Source organism: Citrifermentans bremense R1 (genome assembly GCF_000426865.1).
Classification (GTDB): Bacteria; Desulfobacterota; Desulfuromonadia; order Geobacterales; family Geobacteraceae; genus Geomonas; species Geomonas bremensis.
Window position 1 is genome coordinate 65,053 of record NZ_AUGE01000014.1, and the last position, 18,560, is coordinate 83,612.

At 62.1% G+C, this 18,560-nt stretch carries 15 protein-coding genes; 1 reads left to right on the plus strand and 14 read right to left on the minus strand.

The window, feature by feature from the left end; genetic code table 11:
* Positions 1–96: 96 nt before the first annotated feature.
* The 12 genes from K419_RS0110415 to K419_RS0110470 form a co-directional block, all read right to left on the minus strand.
* Positions 97–1,026 carry a lysophospholipid acyltransferase family protein gene (locus K419_RS0110415; RefSeq protein WP_026841532.1) on the minus strand — a complete coding sequence of 310 codons (930 nt, stop codon included), beginning with the start codon at positions 1,024–1,026 and terminating at the stop codon, positions 97–99.
* 175 nt (positions 1,027–1,201) lie between these two features.
* Positions 1,202–2,944, minus strand: coding sequence for a lipid A export permease/ATP-binding protein MsbA (gene msbA, locus K419_RS0110420; protein ID WP_026841533.1), 1,743 nt, complete (start codon positions 2,942–2,944; stop codon positions 1,202–1,204).
* Positions 2,941–4,083 carry a lipid-A-disaccharide synthase gene (gene lpxB, locus K419_RS0110425; RefSeq protein ID WP_026841534.1) on the minus strand — a complete coding sequence of 381 codons (1,143 nt, stop codon included), beginning with the start codon at positions 4,081–4,083 and terminating at the stop codon, positions 2,941–2,943. The genes msbA and lpxB overlap by 4 nt, the downstream gene beginning before the upstream one ends.
* A 154-nt stretch (positions 4,084–4,237) precedes the next feature.
* Positions 4,238–5,014 carry an acyl-ACP--UDP-N-acetylglucosamine O-acyltransferase gene (gene lpxA, locus K419_RS0110430; protein WP_026841535.1) on the minus strand — a complete coding sequence of 259 codons (777 nt, stop codon included), beginning with the start codon at positions 5,012–5,014 and terminating at the stop codon, positions 4,238–4,240.
* Between the two features lie 32 nt (positions 5,015–5,046).
* A complete protein-coding gene (gene fabZ, locus K419_RS0110435) occupies positions 5,047–5,481 on the minus strand; it encodes a 3-hydroxyacyl-ACP dehydratase FabZ (protein ID WP_026841536.1) in 435 nt (144 codons plus the stop codon).
* Between the two features lie 45 nt (positions 5,482–5,526).
* A complete protein-coding gene (lpxD, locus tag K419_RS0110440; protein ID WP_026841537.1) occupies positions 5,527–6,564 on the minus strand; it encodes a UDP-3-O-(3-hydroxymyristoyl)glucosamine N-acyltransferase in 1,038 nt (345 codons plus the stop codon).
* 152 nt (positions 6,565–6,716) lie between these two features.
* Positions 6,717–7,232 (minus strand): OmpH family outer membrane protein, encoded by a 516-nt coding sequence (locus K419_RS0110445; protein WP_026841538.1) that lies wholly within the window; start codon positions 7,230–7,232, stop codon positions 6,717–6,719.
* A gap of 25 nt (positions 7,233–7,257) precedes the next feature.
* The gene (gene bamA, locus K419_RS0110450; protein WP_026841539.1) at positions 7,258–9,816 is read right to left on the minus strand and encodes an outer membrane protein assembly factor BamA; all 2,559 of its coding nucleotides are present in this window, start codon (positions 9,814–9,816) and stop codon (positions 7,258–7,260) included.
* Positions 9,817–9,955: 139 nt separating this feature from the next.
* Positions 9,956–10,630, minus strand: a complete 675-nt coding sequence (locus K419_RS0110455) for an ABC transporter ATP-binding protein (RefSeq protein ID WP_026841540.1) — start codon at positions 10,628–10,630, stop codon at positions 9,956–9,958.
* Entirely contained in the window at positions 10,623–11,873 is a 1,251-nt protein-coding gene (locus tag K419_RS0110460) for a lipoprotein-releasing ABC transporter permease subunit (protein ID WP_026841541.1), read from the minus strand. Before K419_RS0110460 ends, K419_RS0110455 begins: the two co-directional genes overlap by 8 nt.
* Positions 11,874–13,352: a lysine--tRNA ligase gene (lysS, locus tag K419_RS0110465; protein WP_012529270.1), complete on the minus strand. Its 1,479-nt coding sequence runs from the start codon at positions 13,350–13,352 to the stop codon at positions 11,874–11,876. It lies immediately after the preceding gene.
* A 149-nt stretch (positions 13,353–13,501) separates the two neighbouring features.
* Positions 13,502–14,836: an RCC1 domain-containing protein gene (locus tag K419_RS0110470; protein ID WP_226377676.1), complete on the minus strand. Its 1,335-nt coding sequence runs from the start codon at positions 14,834–14,836 to the stop codon at positions 13,502–13,504.
* A 224-nt stretch (positions 14,837–15,060) separates the two neighbouring features.
* On the opposite strand from K419_RS0110470, the gene ettA reads away from it, so the two are divergent.
* Complete coding sequence (gene ettA / locus K419_RS0110475; protein WP_026841543.1) at positions 15,061–16,746, plus strand: energy-dependent translational throttle protein EttA; 1,686 nt, start codon at positions 15,061–15,063, stop codon at positions 16,744–16,746.
* Positions 16,747–16,917: 171 nt separating this feature from the next.
* Here ettA and K419_RS0110480 read toward each other — a convergent pair whose 3' ends face one another.
* Positions 16,918–17,721 (minus strand): methyltransferase domain-containing protein, encoded by an 804-nt coding sequence (locus K419_RS0110480; protein ID WP_026841544.1) that lies wholly within the window; start codon positions 17,719–17,721, stop codon positions 16,918–16,920.
* A 16-nt stretch (positions 17,722–17,737) separates the two neighbouring features.
* The gene (locus K419_RS0110485; RefSeq protein ID WP_026841545.1) at positions 17,738–18,550 is read right to left on the minus strand and encodes an alpha/beta fold hydrolase; all 813 of its coding nucleotides are present in this window, start codon (positions 18,548–18,550) and stop codon (positions 17,738–17,740) included.
* Positions 18,551–18,560 lie beyond the last annotated feature (10 nt).

The following is an 18,560-nucleotide window of genomic DNA, read 5'->3' on the forward strand; positions in this document are numbered from 1 at the left end:
GCGGAGTTTTCTCCGCGCCTCAAAGCCTTGGCATCAAATTACAGTTCTATCCAGCGTCCCCTCCCACCCGCCCCAGAGGGCGAGGGGAGAAGTTTGCTATTTCCCGGCAACCCGATCCGCCGCGGCGGGGGAATTCTTCCAGCGCTTGTGCACCCAGTACCATTGCGTGGGGTGCTGTATCACGTACTCCTCGATGAACCGCGTCAGCCCCCGCGCGTCCTCAGCCGCAGCCTCCTCCGGGTCCTCCAGGGTGGAAACGGGGTACTCCGGATAGAGGGTGATGATGTTCCTGGTCCCCTCGCGATGGATGAAACCGGGCACGAGCGGTGCGCCGCTCTTGCGCCCTATGAGCGCCGGGAGCCGGATGGCCCACGCCGGACGCCCCAGGAAGTCGACCAGTATCCCGCCGTCCGGGTGCACCGCCTGATCGATCAGAATCCCCACGATCTCCTTCTTCTTGAGCGCTGCGAACATGGAGCGGAGCGCCCCGTCCTTATAGATGACGCCGTTGCCGTACGCCTTGCGGATCTTTTCTATCATCGCGTTCAGGTACGGGTTGTCCTGGCGCCGGGCGACTACGGAGATGTCGTGGTAGCGCTGGCCGAAGGAAAGGGCCAGAAGTTCCCAGTTGCCGCAGTGGGCGGTGATGAAGGCCACCCCCTTCCCCTTGGCGGCCGCAGCCTCGTAGTGCTCCAGCCCCCGGAACTCGACCGAGTCGATGAGCCCCTGTCCCTTGCCGCGGTAGAGCTTGCAGACCTCGACCACGCAGCAGCCCAGGTTCTCGAAGGTTTCCCGCGCCAGCTGCTCGGCCGTCCCGCCGCGCCAGCCGGGCTGGCTTTCCAGAAAAGGGAGGCTCGCCGCGATGTTTTCGATGGCTATCCGCCGCCGCCCTTGCACCAGGGCAAAGAAGAGCCGGCCGATTCCCCGTCCTGCGGCCAGCGCCAGCCGGTCCGGCAGGAGCGCCACCGCAAAGGAGACCGCAACGAACAGCGCGGTCTCCAGGTACCATCTGATCTGTTTCAACATCGAAAAGCCTCTCAAACTAAATCCCCTCGTTGCAGAAAGGTTCTTCCGGCACTGCAAGGGAGTGCTCGCGTTACTTTTTAGCGCCCCTCCCTCTGGGAAGAGGAGAGCCGTCCATCCCCTCGCCCTCTGGGAGAAGGGCGGGGGTGAGGGGAAAGGAGGCCTTGATCCCTTCCTACTATGCCTTGAACTGCATCCCGTGCAGACGGCTGTAGAGGCCGTCGTTATCCAGGAGCGCCTGGTGGTTCCCCATCTCGACAACCATCCCCTTCTCAAGCACGACGATGCGGTCGGCGTGGGTGATGGTGGAAAGACGGTGGGCGATGACGAAAGTAGTGCGGTTGTGCATCAGGTTGTTGAGCGCCTGCTGCACCATCTGCTCGCTCTCGGTATCCAGGGCGCTGGTCGCCTCGTCCAGAATCAATATCGGGGCGTCCTTGAGGATCGCCCTGGCGATGCAGAGCCTCTGCCGCTGCCCCCCGGAGAGACGGACCCCGCGGTCGCCGATGTTGGTCTCATACCCTTCGGGGAGTTCGAGAATGAAGTCGTGCGCGAAGGCGGCGCGGGCCGCAGCCTCGACCTCGGCGTCGGTGGCGTCGATCTTGCCGTAGCGGATGTTGTTGGCGATGGTGTCGTTGAAGAGGATGGTCTCCTGGTCCACCAGCGCGATCTGCTCCAGGAGGTTCTTCACGGTCCGCTGCCGGATATCCGCCCCGTCCATGAGGACACCCCCCTGGGTCGGGTCGTAGAATCTGGTGATGAGCGAGACCAGCGTGGTCTTGCCGCCGCCGGAAGGGCCGACCAGGGCGATAACTTCACCCCTTTTAGCCACGAGGTTTACCCCCTGCAGGACGTAGTCGTTGTCGTACTTGAAGTGGACGTCGCGGAATTCCACCTCGCCGCGCGCGCGCCCCAGGTCGCGGGCATCCGGCGCGTCGACGATCTCGGGCTTTTCGTCCATGACCTCGAAAACCCGCTCCGCCGCACCAATGGAGCGCTGCATGTTGTTGTAGGTCTGCAGGAGCTTCTTGATGGGGTTGAACACCAGCACCATGGCGGTGATGAAGGAGAAGAATTCCGAGGCGCTGCGCGTCCCGTGCATGACGTTGCTCCCCCCCACGTAGATCACGCCGGCGATGCCGAAGGAGGTGATGAACTCCATGATGGGAGTGGAGAGTCCTTCGTACTTGATGTTTTTGCGCGTGAAGAAGTAGAACTCGAGGTTTCTCTTCCTGAAGCGGTCGATCTCACGCTGCTCCAGCCCGAACGCCTTGATCACCTTGATCCCGGAGAAGGTCTCCTGGAGTATGTTGGCCAGATCCCCCATCTTTTCCTGCCCCTGCCGAGCCAGCCTCTTGATGCGCTTGCCTATCTCCTGGGCAGGGAGGACGGTGAGCGGGATCACGATGAAGGAGATCAGCGCGAGCCGCCAGTCCCGGTAAAAGATCACGCACAGAAGCGACAGGGCCGAGATGCCGTCCCGGAAGAGCCCGGTGATGACACTGCCGACCCCTTCCTGCATCAGGCTCACGTCGCTCAACACGCGGGACATGAGGGTGCCGGTCTCGTGGCGGCTGAAGTAGCCAAGCCCCAGTCTCATGTTGCTTTCGTACAGGTCGTTCCTCACGTCCTGGACCGCTAGTTGCCCCGCACTTCTCATGAAGTAGTCGTTGGTGTAGCGGCACAGGCCGCGCAAGGCGAAAAGCGTGATGATGCCGAAGGGAAGCAGCACGAATATGCCGGTGTCCTTTCCGGAGAAGATCTTCCTGAGCACCGGCTCCACCAGGTACGCGAAGGCGCCGTCCATCCCCCCGACCCCGAGCGATCCGATGGCGGCAATGACGATGCGCCACCAGTACGGACGGCTGTACCTGATTAACCGCTTGAAAACGGCAATTCCTTTTTCATCTACTGCACTCATCCCATCATCTCCATGGCCAGCCGGGCCACCCTCCCCAGGGCGCCTCCGCTGCCTAACTTGACTCTCATCGCGGCGAAACCTTCCCGCATCTCTGTTGCATACGCCGCGTCGTTCAAAAGCGCGTCTACTTCGTCCGCGATGGCGACGGGCTCCGCCTCGTGCTGGACCAGTTCCCGCACCATCCTTTTTTCGGCCACGATGTTGCTGATCCCTATGTGCGGCACGTTGATCACCCTTTTGCCGACCTCGTAGGTGAAGGTGGACATCTTGTAGATGATCACGTGCGGGGTCCCGACCAGCGCCATCTCCATCACCACGGTCCCGGAGGCGCAAACGGCGGCGTCGCAGGCGGTCATCACGTCGTGGTTGCGGCCGGAGACCACCTTTACCTCGACCTTGGAGCCGGAGAGGTACGGGGCGAGATCCTCCCGGCGCAGCGACGAGGCGAGCGGTAGCACAAACTGCAGCTCCGGCATCCTCTCTTTCAGGATCCCGGCAGCCTCAAGGATGATCCCCAGAAGCTTCCCGATCTCGGACTTCCGGCTCCCCGGGAAAAGGCCTACGCAGCGCCGCTGCGGGTCGAGCCCCAGGGAGGAAAGCGCCTCGTCCCTTTTCATGGTGGGGCGTACCAGGTCGAGCAGCGGATGCCCGACGAAGGTCACCGGCACGCCGGCGCTTTGGTAAAAGGGGACCTCGAACGGGAAAAGGACGGCCATCATGTCGACCACACGGCCGATACCCTTGACGCGTCCGCTTCTCCAGGCCCACACCTGCGGGGAGATGAAGTAGAGCACCTTGACGCCGGCTTTCTTCGCCACCTTGGCGAGCCTCAGGTTGAAGTCGGGGTAATCGATCAGGATCAACAGGTCGGGAAGATCGCTGCGGAGTTTGTTCTTGAGGGTGTTGAAGCCGTTGACGATCACCGGAAGGTGTGCGACCACCTCGACCAGCCCCATCACGGCCATGGTGTCCGCGTCGACCAGCGTCTCCACGCCGGCCTTGCGCATGTTGCCCCCCCCCATTCCGAAGAACCTGGTCTCCGGGGCGAGGGCACGTATCTCGGTCGCGATGCTCGCGCCGTACATCTCGCCGGAAGCCTCACCGGCGACGATCATCACGGACTTTGGTTTTTTTTGCAAACAAACCTCGGTGAAACTAGATAAAGATAAAGATAAAGATTGAGTAAAAGCCAATTCTCAACCTTAACCTTCTTAATACCTCAATGTCTCAACCTTCATCTTTATCTTTGTCTTAATCTGCTTCTATCTTTATCTTTATCTTTATCTGCTTCTTCTACCTAGTGACCCCGCGCTTGGCGGACTCTATGAAGGAGATGAAGTGCTCCAGCTCGGGACAGGTGGGTATGTCGCTTTTCATCTTCTCCACCGCATCGGTCAGCTTCATGCCGGAAAGCGACAGGATCTTGTACGCCTTCTTCAGGCTGGAGACGGTCTGCTCGGAGAAGCCGCGCCTTTTCAGCCCGACCAGGTTCAGTCCCCTTAGCCTCGACTCGCTGCGGTCGCCGGTGACGATGGTGTAGGGGGGGACATCCAGGGTGATCGAGGTCATGCCGCCGACCATCACGTGCGCGCCGATCCGGGTGAACTGCAGCACGGCGGAGAGACCGCCCATGATGGCGTAGTCTTCGACGGTGACGTGCCCGGCGAGGGTGGCCGAGTTGGCCATGATGACATGGTTGCCGATGTGGCAGTCGTGGGCCACGTGCGAGTAGGCCATGAAGAGGTTCCCGTCGCCGACGGTGGTCTCGCCGTCGCCGGTCACGGTTCCCAGGTGCAGGCTGGCGAACTCCCTGATGGTGTTGCCGTTTCCGATCTTGAGCCAGGTTTTCTCCCCTTTGTACTTCAGGTCCTGGGGGACGGCTCCCACTGAGGCCATGTGGAAGATGTTGTTGTCCTCGCCTACCTCGGTCCAGCCGTCGATCACGGTGTGCGGGCCGATCTTGGTCCCCTTGCCGATGCTTACGTTTTCGCCGATGACGACGTACGGGCCGATCTCGACCCCGTCGGCGATCTTGGCGCCGGGGTGGATTATTGCGGTGCTGTGAATCATCTCTTTCTCCTGAATCCCCCGCTGAAGAGGGCTTACTTGCTCCCGAGGGTCGCCTTAAGCTCGGCTTCGGTCATCAGGGTCTCGCCGACGTAGGCCTTGGCCGCTACGCTCCAGACGCCGCGCTTGCAGAACAGGGTCTCCACCTCGATTCTCAGGGTGTCGCCCGGCTTTACCGGCTTTCTGAAACGGGCGTTGTCGATGGCCATGAAGTAGCTGACCTTATCCTTCGCGTCTCCTTCCGCGGCCTTGTAGGCCAGGATGGCGGCGACCTGCGCCATCGCTTCGATGATCAGGACCCCCGGCATGACCGGGAATCCGGGGAAGTGCCCCTGGAAAAAGGGCTCGTTCATGGTGACGTTCTTGATGCCGACGATCCGCTTTCCCGGCTCCATCTCGACGATCTTGTCGACCAGGAGGAAAGGGTAGCGATGCGGAAGAAGTTCCATAATCTGCACTATATCAAGCATTAAAATCTCTCCTTGAACCGGCTCCGTCCGAGGGAGCCGAGGTAATTACTCCCCTTTGGCCAGTTTCGCTTCCAGCTCCGCCACCCGCTTCTCCAGCGCCGAGAGCGTCTTCTTCATCTCGGGAAGCTTGGGCGCTATGCCGGACGACCTGAGCCAGTCGCGGTGCGGCATCACCGGGATGCCGGAAAGCACCTGGTTCGGCTCCACGTTCCCAGCTACGCCGGACTTGGCGCCGATCATGACGTTGTCGCCTATCTTGATGTGGCCGGCGACACCGACCTGCCCCCCGAGCGTTACGTGGTTCCCCAACTGGGTGCTGCCGGAGATGCCGACCTGGGAAACGATGACGCAGTCCTCGCCGATGACGACGTTGTGCGCGATCTGCACCAGGTTGTCGATCTTCGTGCCGCGGCGGATCCGGGTGGCCTCAAGCGCCGCGCGGTCGATGACGCAGTTGGAGCCGATCTCGACGTCGTCCTCGACGATGACGATGCCGATCTGCGGGATCTTGTAGTAGGAGGCGCCGTCGGGGGCGTAGCCGAAGCCGTCGGAGCCGATCACGGTCCCGTCGTGGATGGTGACGCGGTTGCCGATGCGGCACCGCTCGCGGACGCTCACGTTGGCGTGCAGCGTCACGTCGTTGCCGACCACAACGCCCGGGTAAAGCACGACCCCCGGGTGCAGGACCACCCGGTCGCCGATCGCGGCGCCGGCGCCTATGTAGGCGCCCGGGTACACCGAGACGTCCGCACCGAGCTTCACCCCGTCGGCTACGAAGGCGCCCGGCAGCACGCCGACCGGCTTTGCCGGTGCCGTGTAAAACAGGGTGAGCAGCTTGGCGAAGGCAAGGTAGGGATTGGGGTGGAAGATGGCGTTCTTGCCGTGGGTGTTCCCACCGGTCCCCATCAGCACGGCCGAGGCCTTGGTGGTGGCGACCTTGGCGGCGTACTTCGGGTTGGCGAGAAAAGTAAGCGTCCCCTCCCCCGCGTCGTCCAGGGTCGCGAGCCCGCCGATCAGGACTTCGCCGTCGCCGGAAACCGTCCCTCCCAAGTACTGCGCTATTTCATTAAGCGATTTCTTCATCAAAAACCTCGGCAGGTTCGACGTTCGCCGTTAGAGGTTCCAGGTCAAAAACGACAAGTCCCCCTTGGCCTGATGAGAGGCTTGGCCAAGGGGGGAACCAGGTCCGGTCGTTAACGTGGAACTCAGAGCACGGAAACGTGGAACGCTTCTGTTTATTTCTTCCTGGCGGCGTTGAACGCCTTCAGTACTTCGTCGGTCACGTCCGCGGACGGGTCGAGATAGATCATGGTCTCGTTGCGGACCAGGATGAAGGTGTAGCCGTTCTTGCGCCCGAAATCCTGCGCCACCTTGACGATCTCGTCCACGATCTTGCCGGTGAACTCATCGTTTTTGGCCTGCAGGTCGTCCTGGGCGTCCTTCAGAAAACGCTGGTACTCCTTGAGACGCTGCTGGTAATCGCGCTCTTTGGCGCCGCGGGCGGACTCGTTAAGCACCACCCCCTGGCTTTCCAGCTCGCCCTTGAGCTTCTTCAGCTCGCCTTCCTTCGAGTTCTTCTCCCCCTCGTACTTGGCCGCCTTCTGGCCCAGCTGTTCCTTCGCCTCTTTGCCCGCGTCCGACATCAGCAGCACCTTCTGGATGTCGACGGAGCCGAACTTGCCGCCGTCGGCGGCGAACGCGGAGAGGGGAAGGGAAAACACCACTAATAATGCGATGATAAGACGTTTCATGACTTGCTCCTTGCAATGCATGGTTTTAGAAAATACTCCCTATGGAGAACTCGAACTTGCCGCCTGAGTCTATTCCTTGTCTGGGGTTGAGGGGTATGCCGTACTCGAGTCTCAGCGGCCCTATCGGGGAGAACCACCTGATGCCGGCGCCGTAGCTGGTCAGGATGTTGCCGAAGGTGTCGTTCAGACTGTTGGCCGAGTTCCCCGCGTCGAAGAAGAGGACGGCTTTAAGGCCCGCCTCTTTCAACAGAGGGAAGGTGTACTCGACGTTCGCCACAGCCTCCATCTCGCCCCCCAGGTAGACGCGGCTTATGGTAGTCCCCCCCGGTACAAGACCGGTACCATCTATGGTAGGGACCTCGGAGGTCTTGAACGGGCTTACGGTACGCGAGGAGTAGCCGCGCAGCGAGCTGATGCCCCCAAGATAAAACCTCTCGTCGATCGGTATTTCCTTGCCGCCGAACCCCTGCACGTACCCGAGCGTTCCCCGCACCGACCCCACCCCGAAGAGCAGGGGATGGAACAGCGTATGCTCGGTGATGGTCTTGAGGTAGCGGTTGGTGCCGCCAAAACCTGCGACCTCGACGGAGAGCGTGTTCATCATCCCGGTGGTGGGGTCGAGCCGGTAATCGGTGGTGTTGCTGGTGATGCTGGCGACGATGGCGCTGGTGGTCGAGGTCTTGTCCGGGGCCAGGATGGTCCCCTTGTTGATGTTGACTTGCAGCTCGGGCGACTCGTCGAATATCTCCTTCTGCTCGTACTTGTAGAGCCAGAAGGTGCTCAAGGTATCCGAGAGGGGATACCCCGCCTTGACGTCGCCGCCGGTCGCGCGGCGGGTGTAGTCGAGGTACTGCCGCTCGTTGCGGTAGATATCCCCCCCGATGGTCCACTTGCTGTCCATGAAATACGGATCGGTGAGCCCGAGGTTGTAGGTCTGGGACTTGGCGCCGAAGGAGGCGGCGGCGGTCATCTTGAGCCCGAGGCCGAGGAAGTTGGCCTGCTGCACCGACCCTTGGCCGATGATGCCGTCCAGCGAGCTGTACCCCGCGCCGATGCTGAAGGTGCCGGTCGGCTTCTCTTTCACGTCGACGTTCAGGTCGAGCTTGTTGGAAGCGCTCCCCTTTGCCGTCACCAGGTTGGCCTCCTCGAAGAAGCCGGTGTTCATCAGGTTCTGCTTGCTGCGCTTGAGCGCGGTGGAGCTGTAGAGTTCCCCCTCGGCCAGCCTCAGCTCGCGCCGCACCACCTTGTCGCGGGACTTGGTGTTGCCGGCGATGTTGATCCGGTCGATGCTCACCTTCTCCCCCTTCTCGAGGTCGAAGCTGATGTCGATGATGCGCTGCTCGCGGTTCAGGTTGGTGATCGGGGCGACGTTGGCGAAGGCGTATCCCTTGTCCGCGTAGAAGTCGGTAAGGGTGAAGATGTCGGCCCGCAAGCTGCTGCGGTTGAAGATTTCCCCGCTTTTTTCCTTCAGCTTGCCGAAGAGCACGTCCCGGTGCTCCAGCAGGTCTCCCTTGAAGTCGAGCTTCCCGATGCGGTACTGCTCCCCTTCCGTGATCCCGATGGTGACCTGGAGCGCCTTGCGGTCCGGGGTAAGCTCCACCTTCGGCTCGCCGATCTTCACGTTGATGTACCCGTCGTTCATGTACAGCTCGGTGAGAAGCGCCATGTCGTTTTTGAGCGTTTCTTCCTTGTAGGTGCCGGCGCCGGTGAGCCAGGAGAACATCCACTTCTCCGAGGTCTCCATCGCCTTTTTCAGCTTTTTCGCCTTGAAGGCCTGGTTCCCCTCGAAGCGGATCTCCTTGATGAGGACCTTGTCCCCTTCCTTGACGCGGAAGATGACGTTCAGCTCGGTGTCCGAGCGCATGCTGATGTCCCCGGTCACCTCGGCCAGGTAGTATCCCTCGTCAGCGTAGAGCTTTTTCACCTTCTTGACGCTTTTTTGCAGGTCCTTCTGGGAGAAGATGGCGTTGGGCTTGATCTCCACCGCCTCGCGCACCTTCTCGGGGCTCAGTTCCTTCGCCCCCTCGACCTTCACCTCGCGCACGATCGGCTTTTCCTGCACGACGTACTCGAGGACCACGCCCCCGTCCGCGGCTTCGGTCTGTACCTTCACGTCCTTGAAGTACCCCAGCTGGTAGATCGCCTTCAGGTCCGCATCGACCTTCGCCGGGTCCAGCACCTCGCCGGCCTTGGCCCGCAGCGCCGGCATGATGGCGGCGGTCTCGATGCGCCGGTTGCCGCTGATCTTGACCGCGGTGATTTTCTCGGCGCCGGGCTGGGGAGCAGCCGCCGGTTGCGTCGGTGCCGGTGCCGGTTGCGTCGGTGCCGGTTGCGTCGGTGCCGGTGCCGGTTGCGTCGGTGCCGGTGCCGGTTGCGTCGGTGCCGGTGCCGGTGCCGGTTGCGCCGGTGCCGGTGCCGGTGCCGGTTGCGCCGGTGCCGGTTGCGCCGGGGCCGGGGCCGGGGCCGCAGGCGCGGCGGCAGGCTGAGCGGGCTGGGTTGACGGAGCCGGCGCGGCGGACGGACCGTGGTGCTCGCCTTGGGCAAACGACAGCGTCGGGCAAACCAGGAGCTGAACGGCAAGCATGGCTGAAATCGATGTACGCAAAGTACGCAGCAAAGGGCCCCCAGAAATACAGTCAATAATTAAGCTAACTAAGAACGACCGCCTTGCGGCAGCGACAACTCCGGAATGGCGCCCCTGTCTCTTTAGGGGGAAGCTCCGGCTATTCCACGATCCTGCCGTCCACCACGCGGATGGTGCGGTTCATCCCCGCCGCCAGCTGCTCGTTGTGGGTGACGATCACCAGCGTGATGCCGGTACTGCGCTGTATCGAGTAGAGCAGTTCGTGCACCTCGTGGCTGGTCTTCATGTCTAGGTTCCCGGTGGGCTCGTCCGCCAGGAGGAGCCTGGGCTGCCGCACCAGCGCCCGCGCGATGGCGACGCGCTGCTGCTCGCCCCCGGAAAGCTCGCCCGGCCGGTGGGTCACCCTGTGCGCCAGCCCCACGTCGTGCAAAAGCTGGCGGGCGCGCCCTTCGACCTTGGACCTCTTCTCGCCGCCTATCAAAAGCGGCATCATCACGTTCTCCAGCGCCGTGAACTCGGGGAGCAGATGATGGAACTGGAACACGAAGCCGATGGAGCGGTTCCGGAAGGAGGCCAGCGGCTGGTCCCCGAGCGCGAAGATGGACTCCCCGTCGAAGAGCACCTCGCCGCTTGTGGGGCGGTCGATGGTCCCCATGATGTGCAAGAGCGTGCTCTTGCCGGCGCCGGAAGGGCCCACCATGGCTATGGTGTCCCCCGGCTCCACGGTGAGATCGATTCCCTTCAGCACCTCGACCTTGGCGAGAGCCTCGCCGTAGGACTTGTATAGGTTCTTCACCTCGAGAAGGCTACTCATAACGGAGCGCCTCCGCGGGGGCCATGCGCGAGGCGGCCCAGGAAGGATAGAGCGTCGCGGCAAAGGAGATCAGCACCGCCGTGATGCTGATCAGCACCACGTCGGACGGTATCACCTGGGAGGGGAAGTGGTCCAGATAATAGATGTCCTTGCTGAAAAGCTCGAAGCCGGTCACCTTCTGCACCGCGGTCACGATCGATTCCATGTTGAGCGCTACCAGCAATCCGCCCAGCACGCCGATTGCGGTGCCCAAGACGCCGATGATGACCCCCTCGAAGACGAAGATGCGCATGATGCTGCGGCTGGTCGCCCCCATCGACTTCAGGATGGCTATGTCGCGGGTCTTCTCCATGACCACCATGAAGAGCGTCGAGGCGATGCCGAAGGCGGCCACCAGCACGATCAGGGTCAGGATGATGAACATCACGCTTTTTTCGGTCTTAAGCGCGAAGAGGATGTTCTTGTTCATCTGCATCCAGTCGCGGGCGTGGTAGGGAGGGCCTAGCTCCTGGTTGATCTTTTGCGCCAGCTGGTCCGACTTGTAGACGTCCCGCACCTTGAGCTGCACCCCGGTCACCACGTCGCCCAGATCGAGGAACTGCTGGGCCTCCTTGAGCGAAACGTAGGCGAGCGTCGAGTCGTACTCGAACATGCCGGTGTTGAAGATGCCGGTGATGCGGAAGCGGTTCAGCTTGGGCATCATGCCAAGGGGCGTGATGTTGCCCATGGGGGAGATCACGTCCACCGTGTCGCCCAGGAAAAGCCCCAGGTTCTTTGCCAGCTCCTTGCCGACCACCAGTCCCGGCGTCTTCCCGACCTCGCTCTCCAGGGTGTAGAGCTTCCCCTCTACCATGGACTTCTGGAGGTTGGTGACCTTGGCGTCGCTTTTCACGTCGATGCCGCGCAGCACCACGCCGGAGACGTTCTTGCCGGTGGAGAGCATGACCTGGTTGTAGATGAACGGGGTGGCGGCTACCACGCCGTCCATCCCTTCCAGTTTCTTGATGACCTGGGGGTACTCATGCACCGCCCCGAGGCTGCTGAGGACCACGATGTGCGCGTTGGTCCCCAGGATCTTCTCCTTGAGCTGCTCCTCGAACCCCGTCATCACGGCGAGGACGATGATGAGCGCCATGACGCCCAAGGCGACCCCGGCCACGGAGATCAGGGTGATCAGAGAGATGAAGGTCGATTTGCGCTTGGCCTTGAGGTAGCGCAGCCCTATGAAGAGCTCGAAGGGCATCTATTTCGCCTCTTTCCTTAACTGCGGGAACAGGATGACGTCGCGGATGGACGGGGAGTCGGTCAAGAGCATGACCAGGCGGTCGATGCCGATCCCCTCGCCGGCGGTGGGAGGAAGCCCGTACTCCAGGGCGCGGATGTAGTCCTCGTCCATGTAGTGCGCCTCCTCGTCCCCCTTGTCCTTGGCGGCCACCTGGGCCAGGAAGCGCTCCTTCTGGTCGCGCGGGTCGTTCAGCTCGGAGAAGGCGTTGGCCATCTCGCGCCCGGCGCAGAAGAACTCGAAGCGGTCCACGTACTCAGGGTCCTGGTCGCTCTTTCTGGAAAGGGGCGAGACCTCGGTCGGGTAGTTGGTGATGAAGGTCGGCTGGATCAGCTTGATCTCGGCGACCTCCTCGAAGATCTCGGTGATGAGCTTGCCGTACCCGACGTCCTCGGGGAGTTCCAGCCCGATCTTTTGCGCGTAGGCGTAGGCTAAGTCGCGGTCCTCAAGGCTCTTCGCGTCGATGTCACCGTACTCGAGGATCGCCTCCTTCACGGTGAAGCGGCGCCAGGGGCGCTGGAAGCTGATCGGCTCGCCGCCGTAGCTGAAGTCGAGGGTGCCGAGAAGTTCCTGGGCCACGTGGCAGAGGAGTTCCTCGGTGTAGTTCATCAGGTCCTCGAAGGTGGCGTAGGCCTGGTAGAACTCCATCATGGTGAACTCGGGGTTGTGGCGCACCGAGATCCCTTCGTTTCTGAAGTTGCGGTTGATCTCGAAGACGCGCTCGAAGCCGCCGACCACGAGCCTTTTCAGGTAGAGCTCGGGGGCGATGCGCAGGAAGAGCTCCATGTCCAGCGCGTTATGGTGCGTCGCGAACGGCTTTGCCGTGGCGCCGCCGGGGATGGGATGCATCATCGGGGTTTCCACTTCCAGGAAGTCGTTCTTGGTCATGAAGTCGCGGATGAGCTGGATGACGCGGGAGCGCTTGTAGAACACCTCGCGCACGTCGGGGGAGACGATCAGGTCGACGTAGCGCTGGCGGTAACGGGTCTCTACGTCGGTAAGGCCGTGGAACTTCTCGGGAAGCGGCAAGAGCGACTTGGTCAGAAGGCGCAGTTCGCTGACGGCTAAGGAAAGCTCGCCGGTCTTGGTGCGGAAAGGGGTGCCGGTGGCGCCGATGATGTCGCCTATGTCGTAGTTTTCGAACTCGGCGAAGAGCTCCTCGCCCAGGGTGTCCTTCTTCATGTAGAGCTGCATGCGCCCTTTGCGGTCCTGCACCTGTACGAAGGCGGCCTTGCCGAAGGAGCGGCGCATCAATATGCGGCCGGCCACCACGAAGCTCTGCGGCTCTTCCTCGATGACTTCCTTGTCGCCGTAAGCGGCGCGGACGTCGGCCGAGGTGTGTTGCGGCCGGTAATCGTTCGGGTACGGGTTGATACCCGCCTCCCACAATGCATCTACCTTGCGTCTTCTCTGCAGCAGCAGTTCGCTCAACTCTTCCATGTAATCTGCAACCTTTCTTGTTGGCCTTGGGGGGTGAAAACAATCCGTCAAACTAAACTAATTGGCAACTCTAAGTCAAGGGAAAACAGGGAAATAGGACGCTCCCGCAAAAGGAGTTCCGCCCCTTTCCCGCCCCTGGTTTCTTATTCCTACTGCCCCTGCACCAGCACCGGAATCTTCAGGTTTCCGGCGGAGGAGGTGGAAGCGGGGTTGCCCAACTGCCCCATGTCGTTGTTCCCCCAGCCGTACCAGACGCCTCCCACCTTGGCGAGGGAATGCTGCCCGAATGCCGCGATGTCGGTGACGCCGGTAAGGTTGCCGGTTCCGCCGATGCCGATCGTATGTACGAACATGAAGCTGCTGATTTCGGTGCTCGTGCCGCCCAGCCCCATGTTGTCCCCGAGCTGCCCGAAGTAGTTGTACCCCACCGCCTCGACAGTCCAGGATCCGTCGCTGGCGTTGCTGTCGCGGGCTCCCAGAAGCAGCAGGATATGGTCGGTGCCGGCGACGAACTTCTTGATCACGATAGTAGTCGCATCGGCGGTGGGAATGCTGCGAACAGCGACAGGTGTACGGGTATAGGCCGTATCGTTCTTCCCTGCCTGCCGCTTAGGAAGCGTGGCCGACGCCGGATCGATACCGAGCTGCCCGACGCCATCGAAGCCCCATCCCCACAGGGTCTGACCGATGATTTTGTCGAAGGCATCCCTCACCACCTCGAGCGCGAGGGTGAACTTCCCTCCGGCTGCTATCGCCTCCACCTGCCCCGCCGTCACGGGGACCGGGACCTTCACCGGAATGTTGCTCTTGGCTGTACTGTTCGGGCTGAAGGCGAGCTGACCGTAGCTGTTGTCTCCCCAGGCGTAGACGATCCCGTTGGTCAAAAGCGCTGCGGAGTGGTACCCGCCTGCAGCGACGGACTTTGCGATGTTAAGCGAGGCCCCGGTGTAGTTGGTGAGTTTCACCGGCTTGTTCTGATTGGTGGTGTTCCCGTTGCCTACCTGGCCGTAGCCGTTGTAGCCCCAGGCGTAGATGGAGCCGTTGGCTACCGCCAGCGAATGGAAGCTCCCCGCGGCGACGCCGGTAACCGGGCGCTCCAACTGCACCTTAACCGGCGTCGAGCTGAAAGCAGTATTGACGGAGGTCGAGATGGCCGGATCGCCCAGTTGGCCGTAAGCGTTGTAACCCCAAGCCATGACCACGCTGGTGTGGTTGCTGAAGGCGAGCGTATGTTCGGCGCCGGCAGCCCCGCCGGTCATGTGGCCCAGCCCGAAGACCTTGGTGGCCACGGCACGATTTTCCAGGGAGTTGTCGCCGAGCTGCCCGAACGCGTTGTACCCCATGGTCATCGCCGTGTTGTTTCTGAAGATAAGGCTGTGGGAGTTGAAGATGGCTACCGTGGTGGGAATGGTCTCATTCTTCTTCGATCCGCCGCAGCCTGAAACGGCCGCAGCTGTCAAAAGTCCGGCGCAGATATAGGACATGAAACGCCTGCAGGTATGCATATAGAGACCCCTCGTTAGGTTAATCGATCCGGCGGATTTAACTATACAAAGAAAAGAATGTCAAGGACCGACTCTGGGGAATCGGAGTTGACACAGCGCCCCCGTTGCATGTAAGAATGGCAAGATTAACCAAGTCATTACCCTGACTCACGAAAACAAAGAGATCGCAACGTAAGTCATAATAAAACGGAGGAACGACAGAGATGGCGCTAGACCCGAATAAGGTCATTTACTCCATGATCGGAGTGAGCAAGTTTTACGATAAGAAACCGGTGCTGAAGGACATCTACCTCTCCTACTTCTATGGCGCGAAGATCGGCGTCCTGGGTCTGAACGGCTCGGGCAAGAGTTCGCTCTTGAAGATCCTCGCCGGAGTGGACAAGGAGTTCAACGGCAAGACCATCCTCTCCCCGGGTCACACCGTGGGCTATCTCGCACAGGAACCGCAGCTCGACCCGAATAAGACGGTGCGCCAGTGCGTCGAGGAAGGGGTGCAGGAAATCGTCGACCTGATGAACGAGTTCAACGAGATCAACATGAAATTCGGCGAGGAGATGAGCGACGCCGACATGGAGAAGCTTTGCGACCGCCAGGCCAAGGTGCAGGAGAAGCTGGACCACTTCGACGCCTGGGACCTGGACAGCCGTCTTGAGCTCGCCATGGACGCGCTGCGCTGCCCTCCCCCCGAGACCAACGTGGCGAACCTATCCGGCGGCGAGAAAAGGCGCGTGGCGCTTTGCCGGCTCCTTTTGCAGAAGCCGGACATCCTCCTCTTGGACGAGCCGACCAACCACCTGGACGCCGAATCCGTCGCCTGGCTGGAGCAGCACCTGCAGCGCTACGCCGGCACCATCATCGCCGTCACCCACGACCGCTACTTCCTGGACAACGTGGCCGGCTGGATCCTGGAGTTGGACCGCGGCCAGGGGATCCCGTGGCAGGGGAACTACTCCTCCTGGCTGGAGCAGAAGGAGAAGCGCCTGGCGCAGGAAGAGAAGACCGAGAGCGAGCGCCAGAAGACCTTGAAGCGCGAACTGGAGTGGATCAGGATGTCCCCGAAGGGGCGCCACGCGAAGGGTAAGGCGCGCATCAACTCCTACGAGGACATGCTGAACACCGAGAGCGAAAAACGCGGGCGCGACCTGGAGATCTACATTCCGCCGGGGCCGCGCCTGGGCGGAGTCGTGGTCGAGGCAGAGAACGTAGCCAAGGGGTACGGCGAAAAGCTCCTGGTCGAGGGGATGGAGTTCCGCCTCCCGCCCGGCGGCATCGTCGGCGTGATCGGCCCGAACGGCGCCGGCAAGACCACGCTTTTCCGCATGATCACCGGCGAGGAGAAGCCGGACTCGGGGAACTTCAAGATCGGCGAGACGGTGAAGCTCGCCTACGTCGACCAGAGCAGGGACGCGCTCGACCCGGAGCAGACCATCTGGGAGGCGATCTCGGGCGGGCAGGAGCAGCTTCAGCTGGGCAAGCAGCTGGTCAATTCCCGCGCCTACGTGGCAAGGTTCAACTTCTCCGGCGCCGACCAGCAGAAGAAGCTCGCCATGCTCTCCGGCGGCGAGAGGAATCGCGTTCACCTGGCGAAGATGCTCAAGGAGGGGGGGAACGTCATCCTGCTCGACGAACCGACCAACGACCTGGACGTGAACACCATGCGGGCGCTGGAGGAGGCGCTGGAGAACTTCGCCGGTTGCGCCGTGGTCATCTCCCACGACCGCTGGTTCCTGGACCGCATCGCCACCCACATCCTCGCCTTCGAGGGGGACAGCAAGGTGGTCTGGTTCGAGGGTAACTACTCCGAGTACGAGGAAGACCGCCACGCCCGCCTTGGGACCGCGGCCGACCAGCCGCACCGGATCATGTACCGGCAGCTGACCAGGGTGTAGCCGGGGGCCGGCAAGTTGAAACGACAAAGGGGGCGTCCATTGAATGGGCGCCCCCTTTGTCGTTTTCCTGGTTACCAAGCTCCAGCTTTGCATCCTACCAGACATACCCTCTCCCTCTGGGAGAGGGAGCAGGAACCGCCCTCCCACGGCGAGGAGGAGTGGAAAAGGGTGCTACTTTGCTTTGCAGGCCACGCCGTAAATGACCTCGTAGGTAGCGGGAATGCCGTCCTCCCGCCCGAACTCCCTTTGATAGGTTGCCATCATGTCCAGCATGATCCGCCGTTCCGAGAGCCCGCCAGCTGCGACCGGCGCGGTGGTCCCGGCCCCGATCCGCTTGAGCGAGCGGAGCAGCTCCGCTACGTCGGGGTGCATCTCCACTTCCAGTTCCGAAGTAACCGTGGCGCCAGCAAAGCCGACCCTCTCCATGGCCTCCTCGACTTCAGAGCTGGAAAAGAAGCTGTGGCTGCGGTCAGAGGCACCGCTTAAGGCGCTCCGGTAGGAATCGCGCAGCTCGAACAGGGTCCTCTCGCCGAAGAGCGCGAAGCAAAAAAGCCCGCCCGGCACGAGCACGCGACTCGCCTCGGAGAAGGCCTGGTCGAGCGAGCTGAGCCACTGGTAGGTCGAGGTGGAGAGTACCAGGTCGAAACTTGCCGGGGGAAAGGGGAGATTTTCGGCGTCGGCGTTCACCATCTCCACCCGTTTCCCGGCGAGGTTTTCGGCAGCCGCGCGGCACATCCCCGGGGCGAGGTCCGCGCCGACTGCGCTGGCTTCGGGGTAGAGCTCCGTCACCCTCCCCAGCAGGCGGCCGGTCCCGGCCCCTATGTCCAAAAGCCGCGCAGGGGTAAGCTGCTGCGCTTGCAGCATCCCCACCACTTTTTCCACCACCCGGCACTGCACCACCGCGTGGCAGTCGTAGTCGTTCGCCTGCCGGTGAAAGGAATCCTGTACCTTCTGCCTGTCTATCTTTGCCGCCATCTATAAACCGCCCGCATTATCTGAATAACCCGTCTATGAAACTCCTGACCAGCGCGTTGAACCCTTCCGGCCGCGTCATGAAAGGCGCGTGCCCGCAGCCGGGGACCAGCTCCAGCCTCGCCTTCGGCATCCGCTTTGCCATGTAGGCCGACGCCGCGGCGGGGCAGATGGTATCCTGCTCGCCGTGCACCAGCAGTACCGGGCGGTCCACCTGGGCCAGCCGGTCCCTCTGGTCCACCGTCGCCAGGATGTTCAGCGACTCCTTCGCCGCCTCGGTGTCGGGGGAGCGGCCGCCCATCACGATCTCGTGCACGATCCGCTGGTACTGCGCCTGGTCCATCTCCCCTTCCGCGAACATCCCCTTGAAGAAGTCCCCCATGGTCTTCTGGTAGTCGCGCCGCAGCTTGAGGCTCAGCCCCTTCACGTCGACCGGCGGTTTCCCGTGCGGGTAGTCGTCCGCCGTGGTGAAACGAGCCGTCCCCCCCACCAGCACCAGCCCGGCGAGCCGCTCCCTGACAGATGGAAAGGCCTGCAACGCCACCTGCACCCCTAGGGACCAGCCGATGAGGACGGCATCTTCCAGAGCGAGCCGGCTAAAGAGCGCCGCGACGTCCCCCGCGTAATCGTCGATGGTATAGCCGTCGGCGGCAGCCGACTGTCCGTGGCCGCGCTGGTCGAAGAAGAGGAGCCGATAGGCGTCGTCCAGAGGATGCTGGAAGCGCCAGACGCGCCCCGACATGGCCCAGCCGTGCAGGAATACCACCGGGCGTCCGGCTCCTGTTTCCTGGTAGTGAAGGGCGAGTCCTGACGATGTTTCGATGAAGGGCATAGCTTGTCCA